This window comes from Scleromatobacter humisilvae, from assembly GCF_023231945.1.
Lineage (GTDB): Bacteria > Pseudomonadota > Gammaproteobacteria > Burkholderiales > Burkholderiaceae_C > Scleromatobacter > Scleromatobacter humisilvae.
The window spans coordinates 238,855-260,426 of the sequence record NZ_JAJLJH010000003.1 but is presented as its reverse complement, the minus strand read 5'-3'; the positions used below and the strand labels follow the sequence as shown (position 1 = coordinate 260,426).

General features: G+C 69.5%; 22 protein-coding genes. 13 read left to right on the top strand and 9 right to left on the bottom strand.

Annotated elements, in window-relative coordinates:
• Positions 1–14 precede the first annotated feature (14 nt).
• From LPC04_RS14240 to LPC04_RS14230, 3 genes are all read left to right on the top strand, one after another.
• A complete protein-coding gene (locus tag LPC04_RS14240) occupies positions 15–530 on the top strand; it encodes a hypothetical protein (RefSeq protein WP_275682911.1) in 516 nt (171 codons plus the stop codon).
• Positions 531–603: 73 nt separating this feature from the next.
• Positions 604–1,431: an isocitrate lyase/PEP mutase family protein gene (locus LPC04_RS14235; protein WP_275682910.1), complete on the top strand. Its 828-nt coding sequence runs from the start codon at positions 604–606 to the stop codon at positions 1,429–1,431.
• Position 1,432: 1 nt separating this feature from the next.
• On the top strand, positions 1,433–2,506 hold the full coding sequence (locus LPC04_RS14230; RefSeq protein ID WP_275682909.1) for a PA0069 family radical SAM protein: 1,074 nt from the start codon (positions 1,433–1,435) through the stop codon (positions 2,504–2,506).
• Between the two features lie 66 nt (positions 2,507–2,572).
• Here LPC04_RS14230 and LPC04_RS14225 read toward each other — a convergent pair whose 3' ends face one another.
• Positions 2,573–3,853 (bottom strand): hypothetical protein, encoded by a 1,281-nt coding sequence (locus LPC04_RS14225; protein ID WP_275682908.1) that lies wholly within the window; start codon positions 3,851–3,853, stop codon positions 2,573–2,575.
• A 215-nt stretch (positions 3,854–4,068) separates the two neighbouring features.
• On the opposite strand from LPC04_RS14225, the gene LPC04_RS14220 reads away from it, so the two are divergent.
• Entirely contained in the window at positions 4,069–4,944 is an 876-nt protein-coding gene (locus tag LPC04_RS14220) for a helix-turn-helix domain-containing protein (protein WP_275682907.1), read from the top strand.
• 27 nt (positions 4,945–4,971) lie between these two features.
• Here the strand turns inward: LPC04_RS14220 and LPC04_RS14215 are convergent, their stop codons facing one another.
• The gene (locus tag LPC04_RS14215; RefSeq protein WP_420854724.1) at positions 4,972–5,904 is read right to left on the bottom strand and encodes an aspartyl/asparaginyl beta-hydroxylase domain-containing protein; all 933 of its coding nucleotides are present in this window, start codon (positions 5,902–5,904) and stop codon (positions 4,972–4,974) included.
• 187 nt (positions 5,905–6,091) lie between these two features.
• Between LPC04_RS14215 and dapC the strand changes: the two genes are divergently transcribed.
• From dapC to LPC04_RS14170, 9 genes are all read left to right on the top strand, one after another.
• Positions 6,092–7,333, top strand: a complete 1,242-nt coding sequence (dapC, locus tag LPC04_RS14210; RefSeq protein WP_275682906.1) for a succinyldiaminopimelate transaminase — start codon at positions 6,092–6,094, stop codon at positions 7,331–7,333.
• Positions 7,330–8,154 (top strand): 2,3,4,5-tetrahydropyridine-2,6-dicarboxylate N-succinyltransferase, encoded by an 825-nt coding sequence (gene dapD, locus LPC04_RS14205; RefSeq protein ID WP_275682905.1) that lies wholly within the window; start codon positions 7,330–7,332, stop codon positions 8,152–8,154. Before dapC ends, dapD begins: the two co-directional genes overlap by 4 nt.
• Before the next feature lie 96 nt (positions 8,155–8,250).
• Positions 8,251–9,468 (top strand): PilT/PilU family type 4a pilus ATPase, encoded by a 1,218-nt coding sequence (locus tag LPC04_RS14200; protein WP_275682904.1) that lies wholly within the window; start codon positions 8,251–8,253, stop codon positions 9,466–9,468.
• Positions 9,461–10,624 (top strand): succinyl-diaminopimelate desuccinylase, encoded by a 1,164-nt coding sequence (gene dapE, locus LPC04_RS14195; RefSeq protein WP_275682903.1) that lies wholly within the window; start codon positions 9,461–9,463, stop codon positions 10,622–10,624. Before LPC04_RS14200 ends, dapE begins: the two co-directional genes overlap by 8 nt.
• Positions 10,621–11,511: a 50S ribosomal protein L3 N(5)-glutamine methyltransferase gene (gene prmB / locus LPC04_RS14190; RefSeq protein ID WP_275682902.1), complete on the top strand. Its 891-nt coding sequence runs from the start codon at positions 10,621–10,623 to the stop codon at positions 11,509–11,511. Before dapE ends, prmB begins: the two co-directional genes overlap by 4 nt.
• Position 11,512: 1 nt before the next feature.
• The gene (locus LPC04_RS14185; protein ID WP_275682901.1) at positions 11,513–13,594 is read left to right on the top strand and encodes an ABC-F family ATP-binding cassette domain-containing protein; all 2,082 of its coding nucleotides are present in this window, start codon (positions 11,513–11,515) and stop codon (positions 13,592–13,594) included.
• 135 nt (positions 13,595–13,729) lie between these two features.
• Positions 13,730–14,416: a hypothetical protein gene (locus LPC04_RS14180; RefSeq protein WP_275682900.1), complete on the top strand. Its 687-nt coding sequence runs from the start codon at positions 13,730–13,732 to the stop codon at positions 14,414–14,416.
• Positions 14,417–14,465: 49 nt separating this feature from the next.
• Entirely contained in the window at positions 14,466–15,089 is a 624-nt protein-coding gene (locus LPC04_RS14175) for a tetratricopeptide repeat protein (RefSeq protein WP_275682899.1), read from the top strand.
• Positions 15,090–15,153: 64 nt separating this feature from the next.
• Positions 15,154–15,360 carry a hypothetical protein gene (locus tag LPC04_RS14170; RefSeq protein WP_275682898.1) on the top strand — a complete coding sequence of 69 codons (207 nt, stop codon included), beginning with the start codon at positions 15,154–15,156 and terminating at the stop codon, positions 15,358–15,360.
• 11 nt (positions 15,361–15,371) lie between these two features.
• Here LPC04_RS14170 and LPC04_RS14165 read toward each other — a convergent pair whose 3' ends face one another.
• The 7 genes from LPC04_RS14165 to LPC04_RS14135 all read right to left on the bottom strand — a co-directional run bounded on the left by LPC04_RS14165 (position 15,372) and on the right by LPC04_RS14135 (position 21,572).
• Positions 15,372–15,653 carry a hypothetical protein gene (locus LPC04_RS14165; protein ID WP_275682897.1) on the bottom strand — a complete coding sequence of 94 codons (282 nt, stop codon included), beginning with the start codon at positions 15,651–15,653 and terminating at the stop codon, positions 15,372–15,374.
• Complete coding sequence (locus LPC04_RS14160; RefSeq protein WP_275682896.1) at positions 15,650–16,366, bottom strand: hypothetical protein; 717 nt, start codon at positions 16,364–16,366, stop codon at positions 15,650–15,652. The genes LPC04_RS14165 and LPC04_RS14160 overlap by 4 nt, the downstream gene beginning before the upstream one ends.
• A 199-nt stretch (positions 16,367–16,565) precedes the next feature.
• Positions 16,566–18,299, bottom strand: coding sequence for an ABC transporter substrate-binding protein (locus LPC04_RS14155; RefSeq protein ID WP_275682895.1), 1,734 nt, complete (start codon positions 18,297–18,299; stop codon positions 16,566–16,568).
• Between the two features lie 166 nt (positions 18,300–18,465).
• Positions 18,466–18,774 (bottom strand): DUF2160 domain-containing protein, encoded by a 309-nt coding sequence (locus LPC04_RS14150; RefSeq protein ID WP_275682894.1) that lies wholly within the window; start codon positions 18,772–18,774, stop codon positions 18,466–18,468.
• Positions 18,774–19,586, bottom strand: a complete 813-nt coding sequence (locus LPC04_RS14145) for a carbohydrate ABC transporter permease (RefSeq protein ID WP_275682893.1) — start codon at positions 19,584–19,586, stop codon at positions 18,774–18,776. The genes LPC04_RS14150 and LPC04_RS14145 overlap by 1 nt, the downstream gene beginning before the upstream one ends.
• Complete coding sequence (locus tag LPC04_RS14140; RefSeq protein WP_275682892.1) at positions 19,579–20,463, bottom strand: carbohydrate ABC transporter permease; 885 nt, start codon at positions 20,461–20,463, stop codon at positions 19,579–19,581. Before LPC04_RS14140 ends, LPC04_RS14145 begins: the two co-directional genes overlap by 8 nt.
• A complete protein-coding gene (locus LPC04_RS14135; RefSeq protein WP_275682891.1) occupies positions 20,460–21,572 on the bottom strand; it encodes an ABC transporter ATP-binding protein in 1,113 nt (370 codons plus the stop codon). The genes LPC04_RS14140 and LPC04_RS14135 overlap by 4 nt, the downstream gene beginning before the upstream one ends.

The window sequence follows — 21,572 nt, the reverse complement described above, 5'->3', positions numbered from 1 at the left end:
GTGAAAATCGCTGCATGACGACCCCGATCCGCATCCTGGCCACGACGCTTGCACTGGCCGCCACCTCCACCGCCCACGCCGTCCAGCCGCTGGCGCAGCACGACGTCGTCCTGCTGCAGAAGGGCGAGATCATCGAGCAGCGCGTCGACGGCGGCGCCGACGCGATGGCGGCCTACCTGAAGACGCTCGGCGCGGCCGAGACCGAGACGATGCGCGCCAACCCGTCGCAGATCCCGTCGGCGGGCTTCATCGTCGTGGCGGTGCGTCCGGGCAACCAGACGCGCACCTGGTTCGACTTCAAGCCCGCGCTGGCGGAGGCGACCATGACCGCGCTGCGCCGCACGGTCGAGACGACGCCGACGATGACCGTCAAGAGCGGCGAGATCGTCTTCGCGCTGCGCGTCAGCGTGTGGAGCGACAAGCCGCCGACGGCCTACGCGCCGGCGCCGCAGGAATGGAAGGACGCGACCAAGGGCATGAAGCCGAAGCCGGACGTCGACACGCTGGTCGACATGGTCTGGCCGCAGTGATTCGCTGGGCGGCGAAGCGTCGAGGCGCGGCCTGCGTTAGGCTGACGGCAGACATTCGCCGGAGACTTCGCCCATGACGCCCTCGCCTTCCGACATCGCCGCCCGCCGCCGCGCCTTCCGCGAGCTGCACGCCGCGGGCTGTTTCGTCATTCCGAATCCGTGGGACGCGGGCAGCGCGCGCTATCTCGCGTCGCTCGGCTTCAAGGCGCTGGCGACGACCAGCTCGGGCTTCGCGTGGTCGCACGCGCACGCCGACGGCGCGATGCCGCGCGACGCCGTGCTGGCGCACCTGCGCGAGATCGTGGCGGCCACCGACTTGCCGGTCAACGCCGACTTCGAGAGCGGCTACGGCGCGACGCCGCGCGACGTCGCCGGGAGCGTGGCACTGGCCGTGGCCACCGGGGTGGCGGGGCTGTCGATCGAGGATTCGACGGGCGACGCCGCGCAGCCGATCCACGATCTCGACGTGGCCGTCGCGCGCCTGCGCGCCGCGCGCGAGGCCATCGATGCCAGCGGCGGCGACACGCTGCTGGTCGGCCGCGCCGAGAACTTCCTGCACGGCCGGCCCGACCTCGCCGACACCATCGCCCGCCTGCGCGCCTATGCCGAGGCCGGCGCCGACTGCCTCTACGCGCCCGGCCTCAAGACGCGCGCGGACATCGCCGAGGTCGTGGCCGCCGTCGCGCCCAAGCCCGTCAACCTGCTCGTGGGCGGCACCAGCGACCTCACGCTGGCCGACATCGCCGCGCTCGGCGTGCGCCGGGTCAGCGTCGGCGGCGGCCTGGCGCGCAGCGCGTGGGGCGGCTTCATGCGCGCCGCCCGGTCGATCGCGGAGCAAGGCGTGTTCGACGGCTTCGCCGGCGCGGCCAGCGGCGCCGAGCTCAACGCGCTGTTCGGCTGAAATGCCCGACGCGCCCAAGCCTGCCGAGCACCCGGTCGTCTTCGTCAAGGGGCGCGGCGCCGGCTCGAACCGGCCGTCGCGCTATGTCCGCGACGAGTGGGACGCCGCGGCGGACTTCGACCCGTCGGTGCAGAAGACCGAGGTCACCGAGCGCGACGCGAAGTCCATCCTCAACAAGAACCAGTCGCCCGACCTCTCGTTCGACCACACGATCAACCCGTACCAGGGCTGCGAGCACGGCTGCGTCTACTGCTTCGCGCGGCCCACGCACGCGTACCTCAACCTGTCGCCGGGCCTGGACTTCGAGACCAGGCTGTTCGCCAAGGTCAACGCGGCGGAGGTGCTGCGCAAGGAATTGAGCCGCAAGGGCTTCGACCCGGGCGTCGTGGCGCTCGGCGCGTCGACCGACGCCTACCAGCCGATCGACCGCAAGTACGCGATCGCGCGCCAGGTGCTGGAGGTGCTGGCGGAGTTCGACGTCGCCGTCGGCATCACGACCAAGTCGGCGCTCGTCACGCGCGACCTCGACATCCTCGCGCCGATGGCGAAGAAGGGGCTCGTGCGCGTGCACATGTCGGTGCCGACGCTGGATCACGAGCTGTCGCGCCGGCTCGACCCGCGCGCCAATTCGCCGACCCGCCGGCTGCAGGCCATCGAGGAACTCACCGAGGCCGGCGTGCCGGTGGCGGTCTACATCGCGCCGGTGATCCCGCTGCTCAACGAGGACGAGATCGAAGCGATCCTGGAGGCCTGTGCGGCCCGCGGCGCGACGCAGGCGCTCTACACGATCCTGCGCCTGCCGCGCGAGGTGCGCGACCTGTTCGCCGAGTGGCTGCGGCGCTGGTATCCGGACAAGGCCGCGGACGTCTGGCGCGTGATCCAGACCCTGCACGAGGGCCGCGACTACGATCCCAGCTTCGTCAAGCGGATGATCGGCACGGGTGCCCGGGCCGAGGCGCTCGGCCAGCGCTTCGACGCCGCGGCCGCGCGCCTGGGCCTGACGTTTCCAGGCAGGACGTTGAACACCTCGCTGTTCGGATCCGGCCGGCAAGGGCCGCAGGCGAGCCTGTTTTGAGCCGGGGCTCGCGCGGCGTTCGCGTCCGCCCCGCAAGCCTGGCCGCATCGTGGCGCGCCCCGTCGATCAGCCACCCGGCGACGACCCCATCGCCGCCGCCGACCATCCCGCGCCGGGCCAGCCGCGGTAGTCGCGCAGGGGCGGCGTCTCCGTCTTGTCGATGCGCGAGCGGCGCTGGCCGAACTTGCCCGCGCGCGCGAGCACGCACACGGGGCATTCGATGATGCCGATCTTCTCGTCGTGCGCGAGGTGCACGACGCCGCACTTGGCGCAGTGGCCGAGATGGGTGTCGCTGCCCTCGCGCATCGGCGTGAACACGTCCTTGAGCATGCGGCTCAGCGAGACCCCGCACTCGGGGTCGTAGGTGCAGGCGTAGTAGTCGTAGGCCCACACCATGGCCTCGAAGGCCTCGACGCCCGCGTCGACCAGCCGGCGTTGCAGGCAGAAGATGGCCGTGGCGCAGAGGCGGCGGTGCGCGCTGCCCCACAGGTCGCGGTGGTCGCGCGTGCGGTCGCGCGGGGCGCCCTTGTCGCGCTTGGGCTTGGGGTGCAGCGCCTCGGCGATGCCGCGCAACTGCGCGGCGCGCACGTCGCTGGTGGCCAGCATGCGGTCCTCGACCTCCGTGGGCCGCATCTGGTGGCGCAGCATCGCCAGGATCAGGTTGGACGTGCCGGGCATCAGGAACGTGGCCGGCGGACGCCCGGAGCGCTTGCTGACCTCCGCGCGCTCGGCCAAGCGATACGCCGCGCCTTCCAGCTGCACGGCGTGGCGGATCAGCGCGAACTCCTGCTCGCAGCACTGCGTGAGCGCCAGCAGGCCGCGCAGGTTGTGCTCGACGCCGTCGTCGTCGGCGCGCAGCAGTCGGTCGATCAGCGCGTCGCTGAGCCGAGGCACCGCCAGCAGCGTTCCCGGGTTGCCGCCCCACTCGAGGAAGGCGAAGGCCGGCAGCTCCTGGAGCGCGCGGATGACCTCGCGGTCGGTGATGTCGCAGACCAGCGCCGCGCTGGCCGGATCGTCGGCGTAGCGCACGAACGTGGCCAGCGCCAGCCGGTTGATGCGCTTGACAAGCGGCCGGTAGACCTCGTGGTCGGGCGTGAGCATCGGCCGCCGCTCGGGCAGCCGGCGGACGAGCCGCTCGGTGAGCGCCGGGCGCCACAGCGCGACGGGCGTGGTGGCCAGGTCGTCGAGCTGCGCGTCGGGCATGGCGGCCAGCCGCATCGCCACGCCCAGCGGCACGCCGAACAGCTCGACCGCGTGCTGCGGATTGCGTCGAGCCACCTCGACCAGGCCTTCGATCAGTTCCTCGTTGAGCGTCTTCTGGTCGCTGGGCCCTTTGGCAACACCCATTTGTGTCATGTCTTTCCCCTCTCCAGTGTTTTGTTCGCGCCCTCGCCGGAATCCATTTGTCGTGATCGATCACAACATTCAGGATTCGATGGCTTGTTTGTTGGCGTTGAAAGACTGTGACACACAAGTTTTGCCACATCAATCCGAACTTTGTGGGCATTTTGCTGTGTTTGGCGCTAGACTGGACGCTCCCCCTAGCTTGGCAAACGGAGCCCATGGACGACATCGCGCAAACCCGCCCGCCGGCCGAGGCCGAGGCATCGACGGAGCCGGCCATCAGCCTCGGCGTCCGGCGCTTCCTGGTGGCACACGGGGTGAAGGAGCACAACCACGCCTCCGAGATCGCACGCATCATCAACGTCGATCGCTCGCAGTCGTACCGGCGCCTGAAGGGCGACGTGTCGTGGAGCCACACCGATCTGCGGGCCGTGGCCCATCATTTCGGCGCGCCCGACGACCACCTGCTGCCGCGCGACGATCTCGCGCGCTACGCCCACGCGGCCGGCGAGGCGGTGCCCGCGGTGATCCGCGTGGCGCACCTGCCGCCCACCGGGCTGCTGGTGCCGGGCGCGGAGCTGGCGCCGGGCGACAGCAGCGACCTGGTGGCGATCCGCAACGGCAGCTCGTGGGAAGTGCACGTCACCGGCGACGAACCCTTCGGCGCCAAGCGTCACGCGATCGAAGCGCTGACCATCCGCAGCCACCCGCACCTGCGCGTCGCGGTGCTGGAGGACGACACCCGTGCCGCCGAGGCGCTGGTCGAGGCCTTCCGTCCACTGGGCATCGTCGCCACGCCCTACGCCGACGCGGCCTCGCTGGAGGACGCCATCGCGCAGCGCCGCTTCGACGCCTACGTGCTCGACTGGCTGCTGACCGACGGCACCGCGGTGGGCATCGTCGAGGAGATCCGGCGCCACAACGCGCACATCCCGATCCTGGTCGTCACGGGGGCGCTGATGGCCAATTCGGCCATGGAGCAGAGCCTGCTGGAGCTGTCCGCCCAGTGGAATTTCTCGACGCTGGACAAGCCCGTCCGGCCGATGAACCTCGCCAACGCGCTCAAGCAGATGGTGAGTGCGTCGCGCGCCTGAGGCCGGACGCGAAGGACATCGCGAGGTCTACAGCAGCCAGGAGAAGAAGATCAGGTACAGGCCGCCGATGATCGCGACCCACTTCGACACGTAGTACGTGCGCCGGTGGTTGGCCTTGAGCTTCTTGGTCTGCAGGCGCACCTTGTAGGCGACCTGGAAGAAGCGGTTGATGCCGCCCACGTGCTCGCCGACCTCGTTGGGCGCTGCGGACGCCGCCATGATGTTGTTCGCGAACCAGCGGTTGATCGCGGCCAGGATGCGGCCGTGCAGCGGGCGCTCGACGTCGCAGAACAGGATCACGCGCTGCTGGTCGGTGGTGTTGGCGGCGTGGTGGATGAAGGTCTCGTCGAAGACGACGGCCTCGCCGTCCTTCCAGAAGTAGCGCTGGCCGTCGACCTCGATGTAGCAGTCCGGCGAGTTCGGCGTGAACAGGCCCAGGTGGTAGCGCAGCGAGCCGGCGTACGGGTCGCGGTGGCGCACCAGCTTGCCCTCGGGCGGCAGCGACGCGAACATCGCGCCCTTGACCGACGGGATCTTGTTGAGCAACTCCACCGTGCGCGGGCAGGACGCCTTCGCCGACGCCAGTTCCTCGCCGTACCACTTCAGGTAGAAGCGCTTCCAGCCCGAGCGGAAGAACGAGTTGAAGCCCATGTCGTTGTAGCCGGTGGCCACGCCGATGCGGCCGGCCTCGTTGAGGCTCAGCGCCTCCTCGCGGATTTCCTGCCAGTGCGCCTGCAGCACCGCGAGCTCGGGGAAGGCGGTCACCGGCGCGTAGGGCGTGGCCTTCACGCGCGAGAACAACACCATCAGCATGTTGTAGGGCGCCAGCAGCACCGTGTAGTCGGTGAAGGCCTTCATCAGGCCGAAGCGGGCGCGCCCCCGCAGGTGCACGAACAGGGCGGACCCCATCAGCAGCACGAAGATGCCGACGCGGAGCGCGATGGAGAACGGATGAGTCATCGGTGGGGCGGCGCTGCGCGAGCACAGCATCAGGAGGAACCCTGTATTTTGCCGGGTTCCCGCCGGCTTGTCCTTGGCCGTGTCATCTAGCTGAAGAAGTCATGCTCGACCGTGGATCCCCCGTCGCCGAAGGCTGGCCTGCCGAGTTCCAAAGCGGACACTGGCCTCCACGCTCGATAATCGGGCCATGAATCCGCTGCTAGGCAAGCTCCACCCCTACCCGTTCGAACGCTGGCGACTGCTGACGAAGGACATCGTCCCGTCGCCCGCCCACCGCCCCATCAGCCTGGGCCTGGGAGAGCCGCGCCATCCGACGCCGCAGCTGATCAAGGACGCCATCACCAGCCACCTGGCCGGCCTGGCCTCGTATCCGAGCACGCTGGGCGATGCCGGCCTGCGCCAGGCGATGGCCGACTGGGCGCACGGCCGCTACGGCGTCGCGCTCGATCCGGCGACGCAGCTGCTGCCGGTCATCGGCTCGCGCGAGGCCCTGTTCGCGTTCGCGCAGACCGTGGTCGATCCGACGTGGCGCGGGCGCCCGGGCGCCGACCTTGCAAAGGACGCGCCCATCGTCCTGTGCCCCAATCCGTTCTACCAGATCTACGAGGGCGCGGCCCTGCTGGCCGGCGCCGAGACGGCGTTCGCCAACAGCGATCCGGCGCGCAACTTCGCGGCCGACTGGTCCGCGGTCGACGCCGCGACCTGGGCCCGCACGCAGCTGATGTTCGTCTGCTCGCCCGGCAACCCGACGGGCGCCGTGATGCCGCTGGACGAGTGGCGCACGCTGTTCGAGCTGAGCGACCGCCACGGCTTCGTCATCGCCAGTGACGAGTGCTACTCGGAGATCTACTTCGCGCCCGAGGGCCAGGCGCCGCTGGGGGCGCTGGATGCCGCGCGACAGCTCGGCCGCGCCGGCTTCCGCAACCTGCTCGTCTTCACGTCGCTGTCCAAGCGTTCCAACGTGCCGGGGCTGCGCTCGGGCTTCGTCGCGGGCGACGCGGCGCTGGTCAAGGCCTTCCTGCACTACCGCACCTACCACGGCAGCGCGATGAGCCCGGTCGTGCAGGCGGCCAGCGAGGCGGCCTGGCGCGACGAGGCGCACGTGGTCGCCAACCGCGCGCAGTACCGCCGCAAGTTCGCCCGCGTCACGCCGATGCTTTCGGCCAGGCTCGACGTGCGCCTGCCCGACGCCGGCTTCTACCTCTGGGCGGGCATTCCGTCGCATTTGCACGGCGGCGACGACATCGCGTTCGCGCGGGGGCTGCTGGCTCAATACAATGTGACGGTATTGCCCGGCAGCCTGCTCGCCCGCGAATCGCGCGGCATCAATCCCGGCGCCGGCCGCGTTCGCCTCGCGCTGGTGGCCGACACCGACGAGTGCACCGAAGCCGCCGAACGCATCCTCGCCTACATCCAGAGCCTCTCATGACCTCCAGCCTGCAATCCCTGATCGACGCCGCGTGGGAAGACCGCGCCAAGTTCTCGCCCGCCGACGCGCCCGCGGACGTGCGCGCCGCCGTCACCTCGGTGATCGACGACCTGAACGCCGGCAAGCTGCGCGTGGCCGAACGCCAGGCGGTGGGCCAATGGACGGTGCACCAGTGGATCAAGAAGGCCGTGCTGCTGTCGTTCCGCCTGAACGACAACCGGGCGATGCACGCGGGCGGCCTGCAGTTCTTCGACAAGGTCGAGCCCAAGTTCGCGAAGCTCGACGAGGCCGAGCTGCGCGCCACCGGCGTGCGCATCGTGCCGCCGGCGGTCGCCCGCCACGGCTCGTTCATCGGCCGCAACGCGGTGCTGATGCCGTCGTACGTCAACATCGGCGCCTACGTCGACGAGGGCACGATGGTCGACACCTGGGTCACCGTGGGCTCCTGCGCGCAGATCGGCAAGAACGTGCACCTGTCCGGCGGCGTGGGCATCGGCGGCGTGCTGGAGCCGCTGCAGGCCAACCCGACCATCATCGAGGACAACTGCTTCATCGGCGCGCGCTCCGAGATCGTCGAGGGCGTGATCGTCGAGGAAGGCTCGGTCGTCTCGATGGGCGTCTACATCTCGCAGAGCACCAAGATCTTCGATCGCGCCACCGGCGAGGTCACGTACGGCCGCATCCCGGCGGGGTCGGTGGTCGTCAGCGGCTCGCTGCCGGCGGCCGACGGCTCGCACAGCCTCTACTGCGCCGTCATCGTCAAGCGCGTGACGGCCGAGACGCGCGCCAAGACAAGCATCAACGAGCTGCTGCGCGCTTGACGCAGCCGCCGGCAGGCCGATAGACGAAGTTGGGAGCCGCGACCCGCGGCGACGAATCGAACCCGCGCCGCACCACGGCGCCACCAGGAGAGCTCGATGGACGGCGGAAACATGGAACGCGTGCTGCATCTGATGGCCGACAAGGGCGCATCGGATGTCTACCTGACGGCCAACTCGCCGATCCAGCTGAAGATCAACGGGCAGCTGGTGCCGGTGTCCGACCAGATCCTGACGCCGGGCCAGCCGCGCGCGCTGCTGGCCGAACTGCTGACGCCCGTGCAGCTGGAAGAGCTCGACCAGACCGGCGAGCTGAACCTGGGCATCGGCATCCGCGCGGTCGGCAGCTTCCGCCTGTCGGCATTCAAGCAGCGCGCGTCGATCGCGGCGGTGATCCGCTGCATCCCGCACAAGATCCCGTCGATGGACACGCTGAACCTGCCGCCCGTGCTGGCGTCGCTGGCGCTCGAGCGCCGCGGCCTGGTGCTGATGGTGGGCGCGACCGGCAACGGCAAGAGCACGTCGCTGGCGTCGATGATCGAGTGGCGCAACACGCAGCTGTCGGGCCACATCCTCACCATCGAGGAGCCGATCGAATTCCTGTTCTCCAACAAGCGCTCGATCATCAACCAGCGCGAGGTCGGCCGCGACACCGCCTCGCTGCACATCGCGCTGAAGAACGCGCTGCGCCAGGCGCCCGACTGCATCATGATCGGCGAGATCCGGGATCGCGAGACGATGTCGATGGCGATCTCGTACGCGCTGTCGGGCCACCTGGTGCTCGCCACGCTGCACGCCAACAACAGCTCGCATACCCTTGGCCGTATCCTGTCGTTCTACACGCCGGAAGCCCGTCCCGCGCTGCTGGGCGACCTGGCCGCGGCGCTCAAGGCGATCGTCTCGCAGCGCCTGCTGCGCTCCACAGCCGGCGGCCGCGTGCCGGCCGTCGAGGTGCTGCTGAACAGCCGCTTCATCGCCGAGCTGATCGAGAACGGCGACATCACCGGCGTGCGCGAGGCGATGGACAAGTCGCTGGCAGAGGGCTCGCAGATGTTCGAGGCGGACATCGCCCGCCTGATCGGCATGGGGCTGGTCACGCAGGAAGAAGGCCTGCTGGGCGCCGATTCGCCCACCAACCTGCTGTGGCGGCTGCAGAACGACATGGCGCCGGTGTCGCGCATCCAGGCCGTCAAGGCCGAGTCCGACGCGCCCTCGTTCACCGAGATCACGCTGGACGTGCTGCCCGAGGCCCCGCCCGCCGCTCCGCGCCAGCGCCTGGCCGGCACCGAGCACCTGCACCGATCGAAGCATGGGTGACGCCACGCTCCTCCTGCTCGAGCAGCTGATCGCCCGCGCGTCCGTGACGCCGGACGACGCCGGCTGCCAGGCGCTGATCGCGCAACGGCTGGAGGCCATCGGCTTCGTGTGCGAGCACCTGCCGTTCGGGCCGGACGACGCGCGCGTCGACAACCTGTGGGCCGTGCGCCCGGGCGCGCGCCCGGGGCCGACGCTCGTGCTCGCGGGCCACACCGACGTCGTGCCCACCGGCCCGCACGAGCAGTGGCACAGCGCGCCCTTCGTGCCGACCTACCGCGAAGGCCGGCTGTACGGACGCGGCACCGCCGACATGAAGACCTCGCTGGCTGCGATGGTGGTCGCCGCGGAGGAATTCGTCGCCGCCCATCCGGCCCACGCCGGCCGCCTCGCCTTCCTGCTCACGAGCGACGAGGAAGGCCCGTCCGTCGACGGCACCGTGCGCGTGGTCGACACGCTCGAGGCGCGCGGCGAGAAGCTCGATTGCTGCATCGTCGGCGAGCCGACCTGCGTCGACACGCTGGGCGACATGATCAAGAACGGCCGCCGCGGCAGCCTGTCCGCGAAGTTGACGGTGATCGGCGTGCAGGGCCACGTCGCCTATCCGCACCTGGCGCGCAACCCGATCCACGTCGCCGCCCCCGCGATCGCCGAGCTCGCCGCCACGTCTTGGGATGCCGGCAACGACCATTTCCCGCCGACCAGCTTCCAGATCTCCAACATGCGCGCGGGCACCGGCGCGACCAACGTCATCCCGGGCGAGGCGCAGATCGACCTCAACTTCCGCTTCTCGACGGAGTCGACGCCGGAGTCGTTGAAGGCGCGCGTCGCCGAGATCCTGGGCCGCCACGGCGTCGAGCACCGCGTCGCCTGGACGCTCGGCGGCTCGCCCTTCCTCACGCGGCCCGCCACGCTGAGCGCCGCGCTCGTGCAGGCGATTCGCGAGGAGACCGACGTCGAGGCCGAGCTGTCGACCACCGGAGGCACTTCCGACGGCCGTTTCATTTCCCGCATCTGCCCCCAAGTGGTGGAGTTCGGCCCTGTCAACGCCACGATCCACAAGATCGACGAACATGTGGCCGTGGACGCCGTCCCCCGCCTGAAGAACATCTACAAACGCACCATGGAGCGCCTGCTGGCGTCCGAAACGCCATCATGAAGCTCATCGACTATCTCACCCGGGCAAGCGCCCGCCTCGACGAGGCGGGCGTTTCGTTTGGGCACGGCACCACGAATTCGCACGACGAGGCCGCCTGGCTCGTGCTGTGGCGCCTCGGCCTGCCGCTGGACGACCTCGACAGCGTCGCTGACCGCGCGCTCAAGAAGTCCGAAGTCGCCACGCTGGACGCGCTGATCGCCCAGCGCATCGAGACGCGCAAGCCCGCCGCCTACCTCACCGGCGAGGCCTGGCTGCAGGGCGTGCCGTTCACCGTCGACGAGCGCGTGATCGTGCCGCGTTCGCTGATTGCCGAGGTGCTGGCCGAGGGCGTGATCGACGCCTGGATGCCCGTCGAGATCCATCGCGTGCTCGACCTGTGCACCGGCAACGGCAGCCTGGCCGTGCTCGCCGCGATGGCCTGGCCGGACGTGGCCGTCGATGCGGCCGACCTGTCGCCCGACGCGCTCGCCGTGGCCAAGGTCAACGTCGAGCGCCACGAACTGGCCAGGCGCATCACGCTGCTGCAGGGCAACGGCCTGGCCGCGGTGCGGCGCGATCGCCGCTACGACGTGATCCTGTGCAACCCGCCCTACGTCAACGCGGCCTCGATGGCGGCGCTGCCGGCGGAATTCCGCGCCGAGCCCGAGATGGCGCTGGCCGGAGGCGCCGACGGCATGGACTTCATCCGCACGCTGCTGGCCGGCGCCGTCGCTCACATGACGCCCGACGCGGTGCTGGTGCTGGAAATCGGCAACGAGCGCGAGCATTTCGATGCCGCCTTCCCCGAGCTCGACGTCGTCTGGCTGCCCACCCAACTGACCGACGACGCCGTGCTGCTCGTCACCCGCGCCATGCTGGCCGCGGGTCTACCGAAATCCCCGACCTGACATGATCACGCTCCGAAACCTGCAGCTGCGCCGCGGCACCAAGATCGTCCTCGATGGCGTCAACGTCAACGTCAATCCGGGCGAGAAGGTGGGCCTGGTCGGACGCAACGGCGCGGGCAAGTCCAGCCTGTTCGCGCTGCTGGCCGGACGCCTGCAGGCTGACCAGGGCGACTTCGAGATCCCCGCGCGCTGGCGCCTCGGCGAAGTCGCGCAGCACATGCCCGAGACCGACGACTCGGCCACCGACTTCGTGCTCGAGGGCGACCTTCCGCTGATGGAGGCGCAGCGCCAGCTGGCCGCCGCCGAGGCCGCCGAGGACGGCGAGGCGATGGCGCACGCGCACATGATGATCGGCGAGGCCGGCGGCTTCGACGCGCGCGCCCGCGCGCAGGCGCTGCTACTGGGCCTCGGCTTCAAGGCGGCCCAGGTCGACGAGCCCGTCAACAGCTTCTCCGGCGGCTGGCGCATGCGCCTGCAGCTGGCGCGCGCGCTGATGTGCCCGGCCGACCTGCTGCTGCTCGACGAACCGACCAACCACCTGGACCTGGACGCGCTCGTCTGGCTCGAGGCCTGGCTGCAGCGCTTCCAGGGCACCATCGTGATGATCAGCCACGATCGCGAGTTCCTCGACGCGATCACCGGCGTGACGATCCATCTCGACGAAGGCACGCTGACGCGCTACGGCGGCAACTACTCGACGTTCGAGGAGATGCGCGCCGAACGCATGTCGCAGCAACAGGCCGCGCACGGCCGCCAGCAGGAGCGCGTGGCGCAGCTGCAGCGCTTCATCGACCGCTTCAAGGCCAAGGCCAGCAAGGCCAAGCAGGCACAGAGCCGCGTGAAGGCGCTGGCGCGCATGGAACGCATCGCGCCGGTGCTGACGTCGGCGGATTTCTCGTTCGAGTTCAAGGAGCCCAGGAGCCTGCCCAATCCGATGCTCGCGATGAGCAACATGGAGGTCGGCTACCTGGTGCAGGACGACGTGGATCCGGACACGGAGCCGGTGCGCAAGGTGATCGTGCGCAACATCAACAAGAGCGTGCTGGCCGGCCAGCGCATCGGCATCCTGGGCGCCAACGGCCAGGGCAAGTCGACGCTGGTCAAGACGATCTCGCGCAGCATTGCCGCGCTCGGCGGCGAGGTGACCGAGGGCAAGGGCCTGTCGATCGGCTACTTCGCGCAGCAGGAGATGGACGTCGTGCACGCCGACGACACGCCGCTGCAGCACATGGTTCGCCTCGCGAAGACGGTCGGCCCCGAAGGCCGCGAGCAGGAGCTGCGCGACTTCCTCGGCCAGTTCCGCTTCGTCGGCGACATGGTGCACCAGGTCATCGGCACGCTGTCCGGCGGCGAGAAGGCGCGCCTCGTGCTGGCCTCGCTGGTGTGGCAGCGGCCCAACCTGCTGCTGATGGACGAACCGACCAACCACCTGGACCTGACCACCCGCGAGGCGCTGTCGATGGCGCTCAACGAGTTCGAGGGCACGGTGATGCTCGTGAGCCACGACCGCGCGCTGCTGCGCGAGGTGTGCGACGAGTTCTGGCTGGTGTCGCACGGCGCCGTGCTGCCGTTCGACGGCGACCTCGACGACTACCAGAAGTGGCTGCTCGAGACCTCGCGCGCCATCGCTCGCGGCCAGCCCGCGCCGCCGCTGCCGGGCAATCTCGCCAGCCTGCTGCCGGGCGCCTCGGCACCGGCCCCGACGCCGGCCAGGCCCGCCAAGGCCGACAAGAAGGCCGAGGCCGCGCCGGTGCCCGTCGCGAAGCCGGCACCGGCCGTCGCCAACACCAGGCCCGGCGCCGCGCGCAACGACGATCGCAAGCAGTCGGCGCAGCAGCGCTCGCAGGTCGCCGCGCAGACGCGCCCGCTGCGCGTCGAGGTGCAGCAGATCGACACGCGCATGGAGAAGCTCGCCGCCGAGAAGGCCGAGCTCGAGGCGAGCATGGCCACGGGCAAGCTGTCCGGCGCCGAGATCGCCGACGCGGGCCGGCGCCTGGCGCACGTGGGCGCGGAAGTTGCCAAGCTGGAAGAGCGCTGGCTGGAACTCACGGAGCAGATCGAGGCGCTGCAGGCGGGGGCTTGACCCGCGGCGCGAGGCCGCGCCACCGCCGGGCAACGAGTCCCTGGAAACGCTGCCGCGGGGTCGACGAACGATTGGTTTCAGTTCGCTTCCTGGCTGGCCGACAATGACACGACCAACTGCCCGGCCACGCCCTCGATGAAACGACTCCAACGCCTGCTGCCTGCCGCGATGCTCGGGGTCCTGCTTTGCGCCGGAGCCCAGCAGGTACCGCAGGGCCCGGGGCCGACGTATCGCATCATCGGCCCCGACGGCAAGGTCACCTACTCCGACCGCATGCCCACCGACCCGCAGGTGCGAACGCGCGAGCTGGGCCGCACGGTCACCGCCCCGCTGCTGGCGCCGTCGACCGCGCCGTTCGACCTGCACCCCGCCACCGCGCTGCCGCCGCCCGCGCGCCCGGTGGGTGGCGATGCGCCGCCGGTGGACATCAGCGGCAAGCCGTTCCCGCCGGGGCTGCCGGAGGCGGTGCTCGACGTCCTCGTGCACCAGTTCTTCATGCAGACCCTCACCGAGACCTGCGACCGTCTGCGCCCCGCCTTCGCCGAGCGCTATCGCGGCGGCGTGCGCAACTGGCGCGACCGCAACGCCGACATCCTCGCCAAGAGCAACCACATCAGCTTCACGCGCTTCACGGGCGAGCAGCGCGACACGCTGCGCGCGACCGCCCGCGTGCGCATGGCGCAGCTGCTGCCTGCCGCCGACGCATCGGCCGAAGACCGGATGACATGGTGCGACCGCATGAGCACCGACCTCGCCCGCCGCCAGTTCGAGCTCGTGGGCGACATGCGCGTCGCGCCGATCCTCTACTTCGACGCGCCGTAGCCAAGTCGGCTTGCGACCGCATGGCCGCGTGGGGCGCTACGATCCACGCATGGCCACCCCGCACATCGCCGATCTCGTCACCCTTGCCGTCCGGCTCGTCAACGCGAACCAGCCGCAGCGCGCGCGCATCGTGTGCGAGCAGGCCGTTGCCGCCTGGCCGCCGCACCCGGCCGTGCACCAGCTGCTCGCCGTGCTGGACATGCAGGCCGGCCAGCCCGCGGGCGCGCTGTCGCACGCGGCGCTGAGCCTGAAGCTGCGGCCCGACCATGTGCCCACGTTGCTGGTGCTGGGCGACGCCGCGCTCGCACAGCGCGACCTGCCCGCGGCCTCCAAGGCGCTGGAGCGCGCCGTGGCGCTCGCGCCCGAGAACGCCGATGCGTGTTTCAAGGTGTCGCTGGTGCGCCAGGACCTGCGCGACCTCGACGGCGCCATCGCCGCGCTGGAGCGCGCGATCGCCCTTCAACCGGAACGCGTCGACGCGCTGGTCAACCTCGGCATCGTGCTGCAGGAGGCCGGCCGCATCGACGACGCCCTGCGCGCGTACGGGCGCGCGTACCGCCTGCGCGCGCAGACCTTCGGACGCATCGCGCACGCGCTCGCGACGCCCGGCGCGGGCCGGCTGTGGCTGAACCTGGACGACCTGCGCGCGGAACTCGCGGCAACGCCGGCCTGACCTCCCCGCGCCCGCGCCGTCCTGGCCGTCGATCGGCGAGGCGCAGGCCGCGGTGCTGGGCGCGATGCCCGATTCGATCCTGTTCAGGAGCCTCTCGCCGTCGCCGCGCGGCGACCGGCTGCAGGAGCATGCCGACAACGCCCGCGCCGTGGCGCAGTTCCTGGAGCGACTGGCCAGGGATGGCGCGTTCGCCGCATATCCCGCCACGGCCGACCGGGTGCCGCTGCGCGCGGACGGCTCCTTCGAGCTGGAGCTGACCCCGCACAAGTAGAGACGGCTCCGCTACGGCCGAGGCTTGCAGCGAAAGTCGATCTCGGCCGACGGCGCCTGGCCGGGCGGCGGTGCGGCGGCGACGGTCTTGATCACGTCGACACCCGCGCCACGCTCGTTGCAGAACGCCGTGGCCTGCGACGTCGCGCGCAGGCGCTCGTCCTCCACGCGGCCGTTGACGTCGTTGCTGCGCACGACGGTCATGTAGGCGCCGTCGCCGATGGGCGTGACGTTCGAGAGGACGGCGCAGCCCCCGCAGGCCAGCATGGCGACGATGACGAACGTTCCTCTCATGCTCGGCCGCGGCCTTCCTTGTCGCGAAAGCCTTTGCGGTACACGCCCGGCCCGGCCATGATCTTCGAGGCCACGTCGGCGTAGCCTGCGATGCGCTCGTCCGACATCGGTTCGAACGCCAGCGCCGGCGCCTCGCGCGGCACGACGCAGCATTGCGCGATCGGCGTGCCGCGCGGCAGCACGCCGCTGAAGCCTTCGTCCAGCCAGACGGCCGGGAAGTTGATGCCGACATCGTTGAAGCGGTCGGCGTCGACGAGTCCCGTGACCGTGCGGAACGGCAGGTCGTCGCGATTGGCCGGATGCATCGCGAGCAGCGACCAGCCCGGCTCGAGCTCGATGGTCCAGAAGCTGTTGAACTTCAGTGCCGACTGCACGCCGTGCGCCAGCGGCGAGCCGGCGACCTGCTCGGGCACGTGGAAGCTCAGCGGCGCGCGCGGATGGCCCGGCACGCTCAGCTCGGGCAGCGGCCAGTCCCAGCTGAAGCGCATGCCGGGAGCGACCGCCACGTCGCACGGCAGCACCAGCATGACGCCGTGGCGCATCGCGTCGACGAACGGCGGGCATTGCTTGACGGTGCGGATCTCGCGGCCATGCACGGCCGACTCCACGCGCGGCGCCATCGCGCGCAGCCAGCCGGGCAAGGCGGCGCGAGCGGGCACGGGCCGCGGCAGCAGGTCGATCAGCGCGGGGTCGCAGCGAAAGATGATCTTCATGGGTCGCCAAGAATAACGCCCCGGAAGCCTTGCGGCGACCGGGGCGTCGAAGAGTCCGGCCAAGCAACCGGACTGAGGAGACAACTGTGCCAAGGTCGCGCGCACCGCATGCTTCGCGCAGCCGCCGCGCTCGGCCGCTCCGGAGCAAGGATGCGCGCCCCCTCGGGGGCCGTCCGCGGCAACCCGCGGACGGGGGCCACTACCTGACCTTGCCGGCCTTCCAGGCGTTCAGCAGCGTGTCGTACGCGATCGTCTCGCCCTTGGGCTTCTCGTTGGACAGCTTGGCCCAGGGCGCTTCCTTCGTGCCCAGCCACTTCGACGGCGCGCTCTTCGGATTGAGCTTGGGCGCGCAATGCGCCATGCCGGCGCGCTGCAGGCGGGCCATCACGTCGTCCATCTCGTTGGCGAGGTTGTCCATCGCCTGCTGCGGCGTCTTCTCGCCGGTGACGGCCACGGCGACGTTCTTCCACCAGAGCTGCGCGAGCTTCGGGTAGTCGGGCACGTTGTTGCCGGTGGGCGTCCAGGCGACGCGCGCGGGGCTGCGGTAGAACTCGATCAGGCCGCCGTACTTGGCCGCGTTCTTGGTGAAGTAGTCGGCGTGGATGTCCGAGTCGCGGATGAAGGTCAGGCCGGTGATCGACTTCTTCAGCGACACCGTCTTCGACGTCACGAACTGCGCATACAGCCAGGCGGCGATCTCGCGGTTCGGATCGGCGGCTTTCAGGAACGTCCACGAGCCGACGTCCTGGTAGCCGTTCTGCATGCCCTGCTTCCAGTACGGGCCGTTGGGGCCGGGCGCCATGCGCCACTTCGGCGAGCCGTCGGCGTTGACCACCGGCAGGCCCGGCTTGATCATGTCCGCGGTGAACGCCGTGTACCAGAAGATCTGCTGCGCGATCTGGCCCTGCGCGGGCACCGGGCCGGCTTCGCCGAAGGTCATGCCGGTGGCTTCCTTCGGGGCGTAGGCCTTCATCCAGTCGATGTACTTCGTGAGCGCATAGACCGCGGCCGGCGAGTTCGCACCGCCACCCCGCTCGACGGAGGCGCCCACCGGCGTGCACTTGTCGTCGGCGACGCGGATGCCCCATTCGTCCACGGGCAGCCCGTTGGGGATGCCGACGTCGGCTTCGCCGGCCATCGACAGCCACGCATCGGTGAAGCGCCAGCCCAGCGACGGATCCTTCTTGCCGTAGTCCATGTGGCCGTAGATCGGGTGGCCGTCGATGGTCTTGACGTCCTCGCTGAAGAACTTGGCGATGTCCTCGTAGGCGCTCCAGTTCAGCGGCACGCCCAGGTCATAGCCGTACTTGGCCTTGAACTTGTCCTTCAGGTCCTGGCGCGCGAACAGGTCGGCGCGGAACCAGTAGAGGTTGGCGAACTGCTGGTCGGGCAGCTGGTACATCTTGCCGTCCGGCGCCGTCGTGAAGCTGGTGCCGATGAAGTCCTTCAGGTCCAGGCCCGGGTTCGTGTAGTCCTTCCACGCGCCGGTGATCTGGTCGGAGATCGCCCACGCGGTGCCGTAGCGGTAGTGGGTGCCGATGTGGTCCGAGTCGTTGATCCAGCCGTCGTAGATCGACTTGCCGGACTGCATCGAGGTCTGCAGCTTCTCGACGACGTCGCCTTCCTGCATGATCTCGTGCTTGACCTTGATGCCGGTGATCTCCTCGAAGGCCTTGGTCAGCGTCTTCGACTCGTACTCGTGCACCGTGAGCGTCTCGGACACCACCGAGATCTGCGTCACGCCCTTCGCCTTCAACTTGGCGGCGGCGTCGATGAACCATTTCATCTCGGCCATCTGCTGATCCTTGTTCAGCGTCGACGGCTGGAATTCGGAGTCGATCCACTTCTTCGCCTCGGCTTCGCCGGCCCATGCGCCATGGCCCATGGCCAGCGCAGCGGCAGCAAAGGCCACGGCATGCATGCGTTGTTTCATCTTGGTCTCCTGTGTGCCTTCCCGTTTTCTCCCACGACTCCGGCTGGGAAGGATTAGCCGGCGCCTCAAATCCGATATGCGCGCTAGCCGGTGAGCGCTCGGCCGCTCCGGAGCGAGCCGGCCAGCCCCTCGGGGGCGCCGAGTGAAGCGAGCGGGGTTGTCATGTCTAGCCCTTGCGCATGATCAAGGCGAGCAGAAGCATCGACGCGACCAGCGCGATCCAGATCGACGGCTCCTCCGACAGGTTGAACCACGCCATCGCCTTCTCGCTGAACGCGACGAAGCCGAGGTTGACCCAGGCGGCGGCCATCAGGCCGATGAACAGGCGGTCGCCGCGCGTCGTGGCGATCGGCAGCCAGCCGCGGCGCAGCGTCGTCGGGGACTTGATCTCCCACACAGTCATGACGACCAGCATCAGTGCGATGCACGTGAAGAACACCGCGACGGGAAGCGTCCATGCCATCCACTCGAACATCACACTCTCCCCATCGCGAAGCCCTTGGCGATGTAATTCCTGACGAACCAGATCACGATCGCGCCCGGAACGATGGTGATCACGCCGGCGGCCGCGAGCGTGCCCCAGTCCATGCCCGAGGCCGACACCGTGCGCGTCATCACCGCCACGATGGGCAGCGCGTTGACGCTGGTCAGCGTGCGCGCCATCAGCAGCTCGACCCAGCTGAACATGAAGCAGAAGAACGCCGCCACGCCGATGCCGGCCTTGATCAGCGGCACGAAGATCGTCAGGAAGAAGCGCGGGAACGAGTAGCCATCGATGTAGGCCGTCTCGTCGATCTCGCGCGGGATGCCGCTCATGAAGCCTTCCAGGATCCAGACGGCCAGGGGGACGTTGAACAGCAGGTGCGCGAGCGCCACCGCGATGTGCGTATCCATCAGGCCCAGCGTGGTGTAGAGCTGGAAGAACGGCAGCAGGAACACGGCCGGCGGCGTCATCCGGTTGGTGAGCAGCCAGAAGAACACGTGCTTGTCGCCGAGGAACGAGTAGCGCGAGAACGCGTAGGCCGCGGGCAGCGCCACGGTCAGCGAGATCACCACGTTGATGGCCACGTACTCGAGCGAGTTGATGTAGCCCGAGTACCAGGACTCGTCGGTGAAGATCAGCTTGTAGTGCTCGAACGTGAAGTGCTTGGGAAACAGGCTGAAGGCCGCCAGGATCTCCTCGTTCGTCTTGAACGACATGTTGATCATCCAGTAGACCGGGAGGATCGCGAAGACCAGGTAGGCCAGCAGGAACAGCGTCCGCTTCTTGAAGCGCTTGTCATCCATGAGCGGTCTCCCCTTCGCTGACGGTTCCGACGCGCTGCATCCACGTGTAGAGGATGAAGCACAGCAGCAGGATGATGAGGAAGTAGATCAGCGAGAACGCCGCGGCCGGGCCGAGGTCGAACTGGCCGACGGCCTTCTGCGTGAGGTACTGCGACAGGAAGGTGGTCGAGTTGCCGGGGCCGCCGCCGGTGAGCACGAAGGGCTCCGTGTAGATCATGAAGCTGTCCATGAAGCGCAGCAGCACCGCGATCATCAGCACGCCGCGCATCTTGGGGAGCTGGATGTAGCGGAACACCGCGAACTTGCTGGCGCCGTCGATGCTGGCCGCCTGGTAGTAGGCGTCGGGGATCGCGCGCAGGCCGGCGTAGCACAGCAGCGCCACCAGCGGCGTCCAGTGCCAGACGTCCATCGTCAGCACCGTGAGCCACGCGTCGCGCGGGTTGCCGGTGTAGTCGTAGGCCAGGCCCAGGCCCTTGAGCGTGGCGCCCAGCAGGCCGATGTCGGTGCGGCCGTAGATCTGCCAGATGGTGCCCACCACGTTCCACGGGATCAGCAGCGAGATCGCCACCAGCACCAGCACCAGCGACGCGCGCCAGCCCTTGGCGGGCATGGCCAGCGCCAGGCCGATGCCCAGCGGGATCTCGACCAGCAGCACCGACAGCGAATAGACGATCTGGCGCACCAGCGCCTCGTGCAGGTCGTCGTCGCGCATCACCGACTTGAACCAGTCGGTGCCGACGAAGACGCGGCGATCGGGCGAAATGATGTCCTGCACCGAGTAGTTCACCACCGTCATCAACGGCAGGATGGCCGAGAACGCCACGCAGACCACCACGGGCAGGATCATCAGCCAGGCCTTCTGGTTGACGGGCTTCATGCGGCGACTCCTCGTGCAGGTTGGCCGCCGGACTCGATCAGCAGCTCGTTCTCGTACAGGCAGGTGTGCGGGCCGTTGACCTGCAGCCACGTCGTCTCGCCGGCGCGCGGGATCGCCTGGTGCGGATGCAGCCGCGCGCGGATCTGCGTGCCGTCGGCGGCGTGCGTGGTCAGCAGCCAGTAGGTGCCGATGTCCTGCGCCTGGTCGACGGTGACGGGCACCGCGCCGGGGGTGTCGGGCACGGCGATCGTCACGTACTCGGGCCGCACGCCCAGCAGCGTCGCGGCCTGCGCGACGCCCGCGGCGGCGCGGCCGACGACGGTGCGGCCCGCGACCTCCAGCCCCTGCTCGCTCCAGCGCGCGGCCAGCAGGTTCATGCCCGGCGAGCCGATGAAGTGGCCGACGAAGGTATGGCGCGGGCGCTCGAACAGGTCGGACGCGCTGCCCACCTGCACCGCGCGGCCGCGGGTCATCACGATCACCTGGTCGGCGAAGGTCAGCGCCTCGACCTGGTCGTGCGTCACGTAGATCAGCGTCAGCTTCAACTCGTGGTGGATCTGCTTGAGCTTGCGGCGCAGCTGCCACTTCAGGTGCGGGTCGATCACGGTCAGCGGCTCGTCGAACAGCACGGCGCTGACGTCCTCGCGCACGAGGCCGCGGCCCAGCGAGATCTTCTGCTTGGCGTCTGCGGCCAGGCCGGCGGCGCGGGCGTCGAGCTGGTGGCTCATCTCCAGCATCTCGGCGATGCGGCCGACGCGCTCCTTGATGCGCTCCGGCGCGACGCCGCGATTGCGCAGCGGGAACGCGAGGTTCTGCGCCACGGTCATCGTGTCGTAGATCACCGGGAACTGGAACACCTGCGCGATGTTGCGCTGCTGCGGCGTGCGCGCGGTGACGTCGACGCCGTCGTATTTCACGCCGCCCTGCGAGGGCTTGACGAGGCCGGAGACGATGTTGAGCAGCGTCGTCTTGCCGCAACCCGACGGGCCCAGCAGCGCGTAGGCGCCGCCGTCCTCGAAGGTCATCTTCAGCGGCAGCAGCGCGTAGTCGTCGTCCGTCTTCGGATCGGGCTTGTAGGCGTGGGCGAGGTCGAGATCGATTCTTGACAT

What these genes read in the sequence shown, in the direction of transcription:
- LPC04_RS14240 (WP_275682911.1), top strand. Translation starts at nt 15, where the DNA reads ATGACGACCCCGATCCGCATCCTGGCCACGACGCTTGCACTGGCCGCC.
- LPC04_RS14145 (WP_275682893.1), bottom strand. Translation starts at nt 19,586, where the DNA reads ATGGATGACAAGCGCTTCAAGAAGCGGACGCTGTTCCTGCTGGCCTAC.
- dapC (WP_275682906.1), top strand. Translation starts at nt 6,092, where the DNA reads ATGAATCCGCTGCTAGGCAAGCTCCACCCCTACCCGTTCGAACGCTGG.
- LPC04_RS14180 (WP_275682900.1), top strand. Translation starts at nt 13,730, where the DNA reads ATGAAACGACTCCAACGCCTGCTGCCTGCCGCGATGCTCGGGGTCCTG.
- LPC04_RS14170 (WP_275682898.1), top strand. Translation starts at nt 15,154, where the DNA reads ATGCCCGATTCGATCCTGTTCAGGAGCCTCTCGCCGTCGCCGCGCGGC.
- dapE (WP_275682903.1), top strand. Translation starts at nt 9,461, where the DNA reads ATGGGTGACGCCACGCTCCTCCTGCTCGAGCAGCTGATCGCCCGCGCG.
- LPC04_RS14185 (WP_275682901.1), top strand. Translation starts at nt 11,513, where the DNA reads ATGATCACGCTCCGAAACCTGCAGCTGCGCCGCGGCACCAAGATCGTC.
- LPC04_RS14200 (WP_275682904.1), top strand. Translation starts at nt 8,251, where the DNA reads ATGGACGGCGGAAACATGGAACGCGTGCTGCATCTGATGGCCGACAAG.
- LPC04_RS14155 (WP_275682895.1), bottom strand. Translation starts at nt 18,299, where the DNA reads ATGAAACAACGCATGCATGCCGTGGCCTTTGCTGCCGCTGCGCTGGCC.
- LPC04_RS14150 (WP_275682894.1), bottom strand. Translation starts at nt 18,774, where the DNA reads ATGTTCGAGTGGATGGCATGGACGCTTCCCGTCGCGGTGTTCTTCACG.
- LPC04_RS14230 (WP_275682909.1), top strand. Translation starts at nt 1,433, where the DNA reads ATGCCCGACGCGCCCAAGCCTGCCGAGCACCCGGTCGTCTTCGTCAAG.
- LPC04_RS14235 (WP_275682910.1), top strand. Translation starts at nt 604, where the DNA reads ATGACGCCCTCGCCTTCCGACATCGCCGCCCGCCGCCGCGCCTTCCGC.
- LPC04_RS14165 (WP_275682897.1), bottom strand. Translation starts at nt 15,653, where the DNA reads ATGAGAGGAACGTTCGTCATCGTCGCCATGCTGGCCTGCGGGGGCTGC.
- LPC04_RS14140 (WP_275682892.1), bottom strand. Translation starts at nt 20,463, where the DNA reads ATGAAGCCCGTCAACCAGAAGGCCTGGCTGATGATCCTGCCCGTGGTG.
- LPC04_RS14225 (WP_275682908.1), bottom strand. Translation starts at nt 3,853, where the DNA reads ATGGGTGTTGCCAAAGGGCCCAGCGACCAGAAGACGCTCAACGAGGAA.
- LPC04_RS14175 (WP_275682899.1), top strand. Translation starts at nt 14,466, where the DNA reads ATGGCCACCCCGCACATCGCCGATCTCGTCACCCTTGCCGTCCGGCTC.
- LPC04_RS14215 (WP_420854724.1), bottom strand. Translation starts at nt 5,904, where the DNA reads ATGACTCATCCGTTCTCCATCGCGCTCCGCGTCGGCATCTTCGTGCTG.
- LPC04_RS14135 (WP_275682891.1), bottom strand. Translation starts at nt 21,572, where the DNA reads ATGTCAAGAATCGATCTCGACCTCGCCCACGCCTACAAGCCCGATCCG.
- dapD (WP_275682905.1), top strand. Translation starts at nt 7,330, where the DNA reads ATGACCTCCAGCCTGCAATCCCTGATCGACGCCGCGTGGGAAGACCGC.
- LPC04_RS14160 (WP_275682896.1), bottom strand. Translation starts at nt 16,366, where the DNA reads ATGAAGATCATCTTTCGCTGCGACCCCGCGCTGATCGACCTGCTGCCG.
- LPC04_RS14220 (WP_275682907.1), top strand. Translation starts at nt 4,069, where the DNA reads ATGGACGACATCGCGCAAACCCGCCCGCCGGCCGAGGCCGAGGCATCG.
- prmB (WP_275682902.1), top strand. Translation starts at nt 10,621, where the DNA reads ATGAAGCTCATCGACTATCTCACCCGGGCAAGCGCCCGCCTCGACGAG.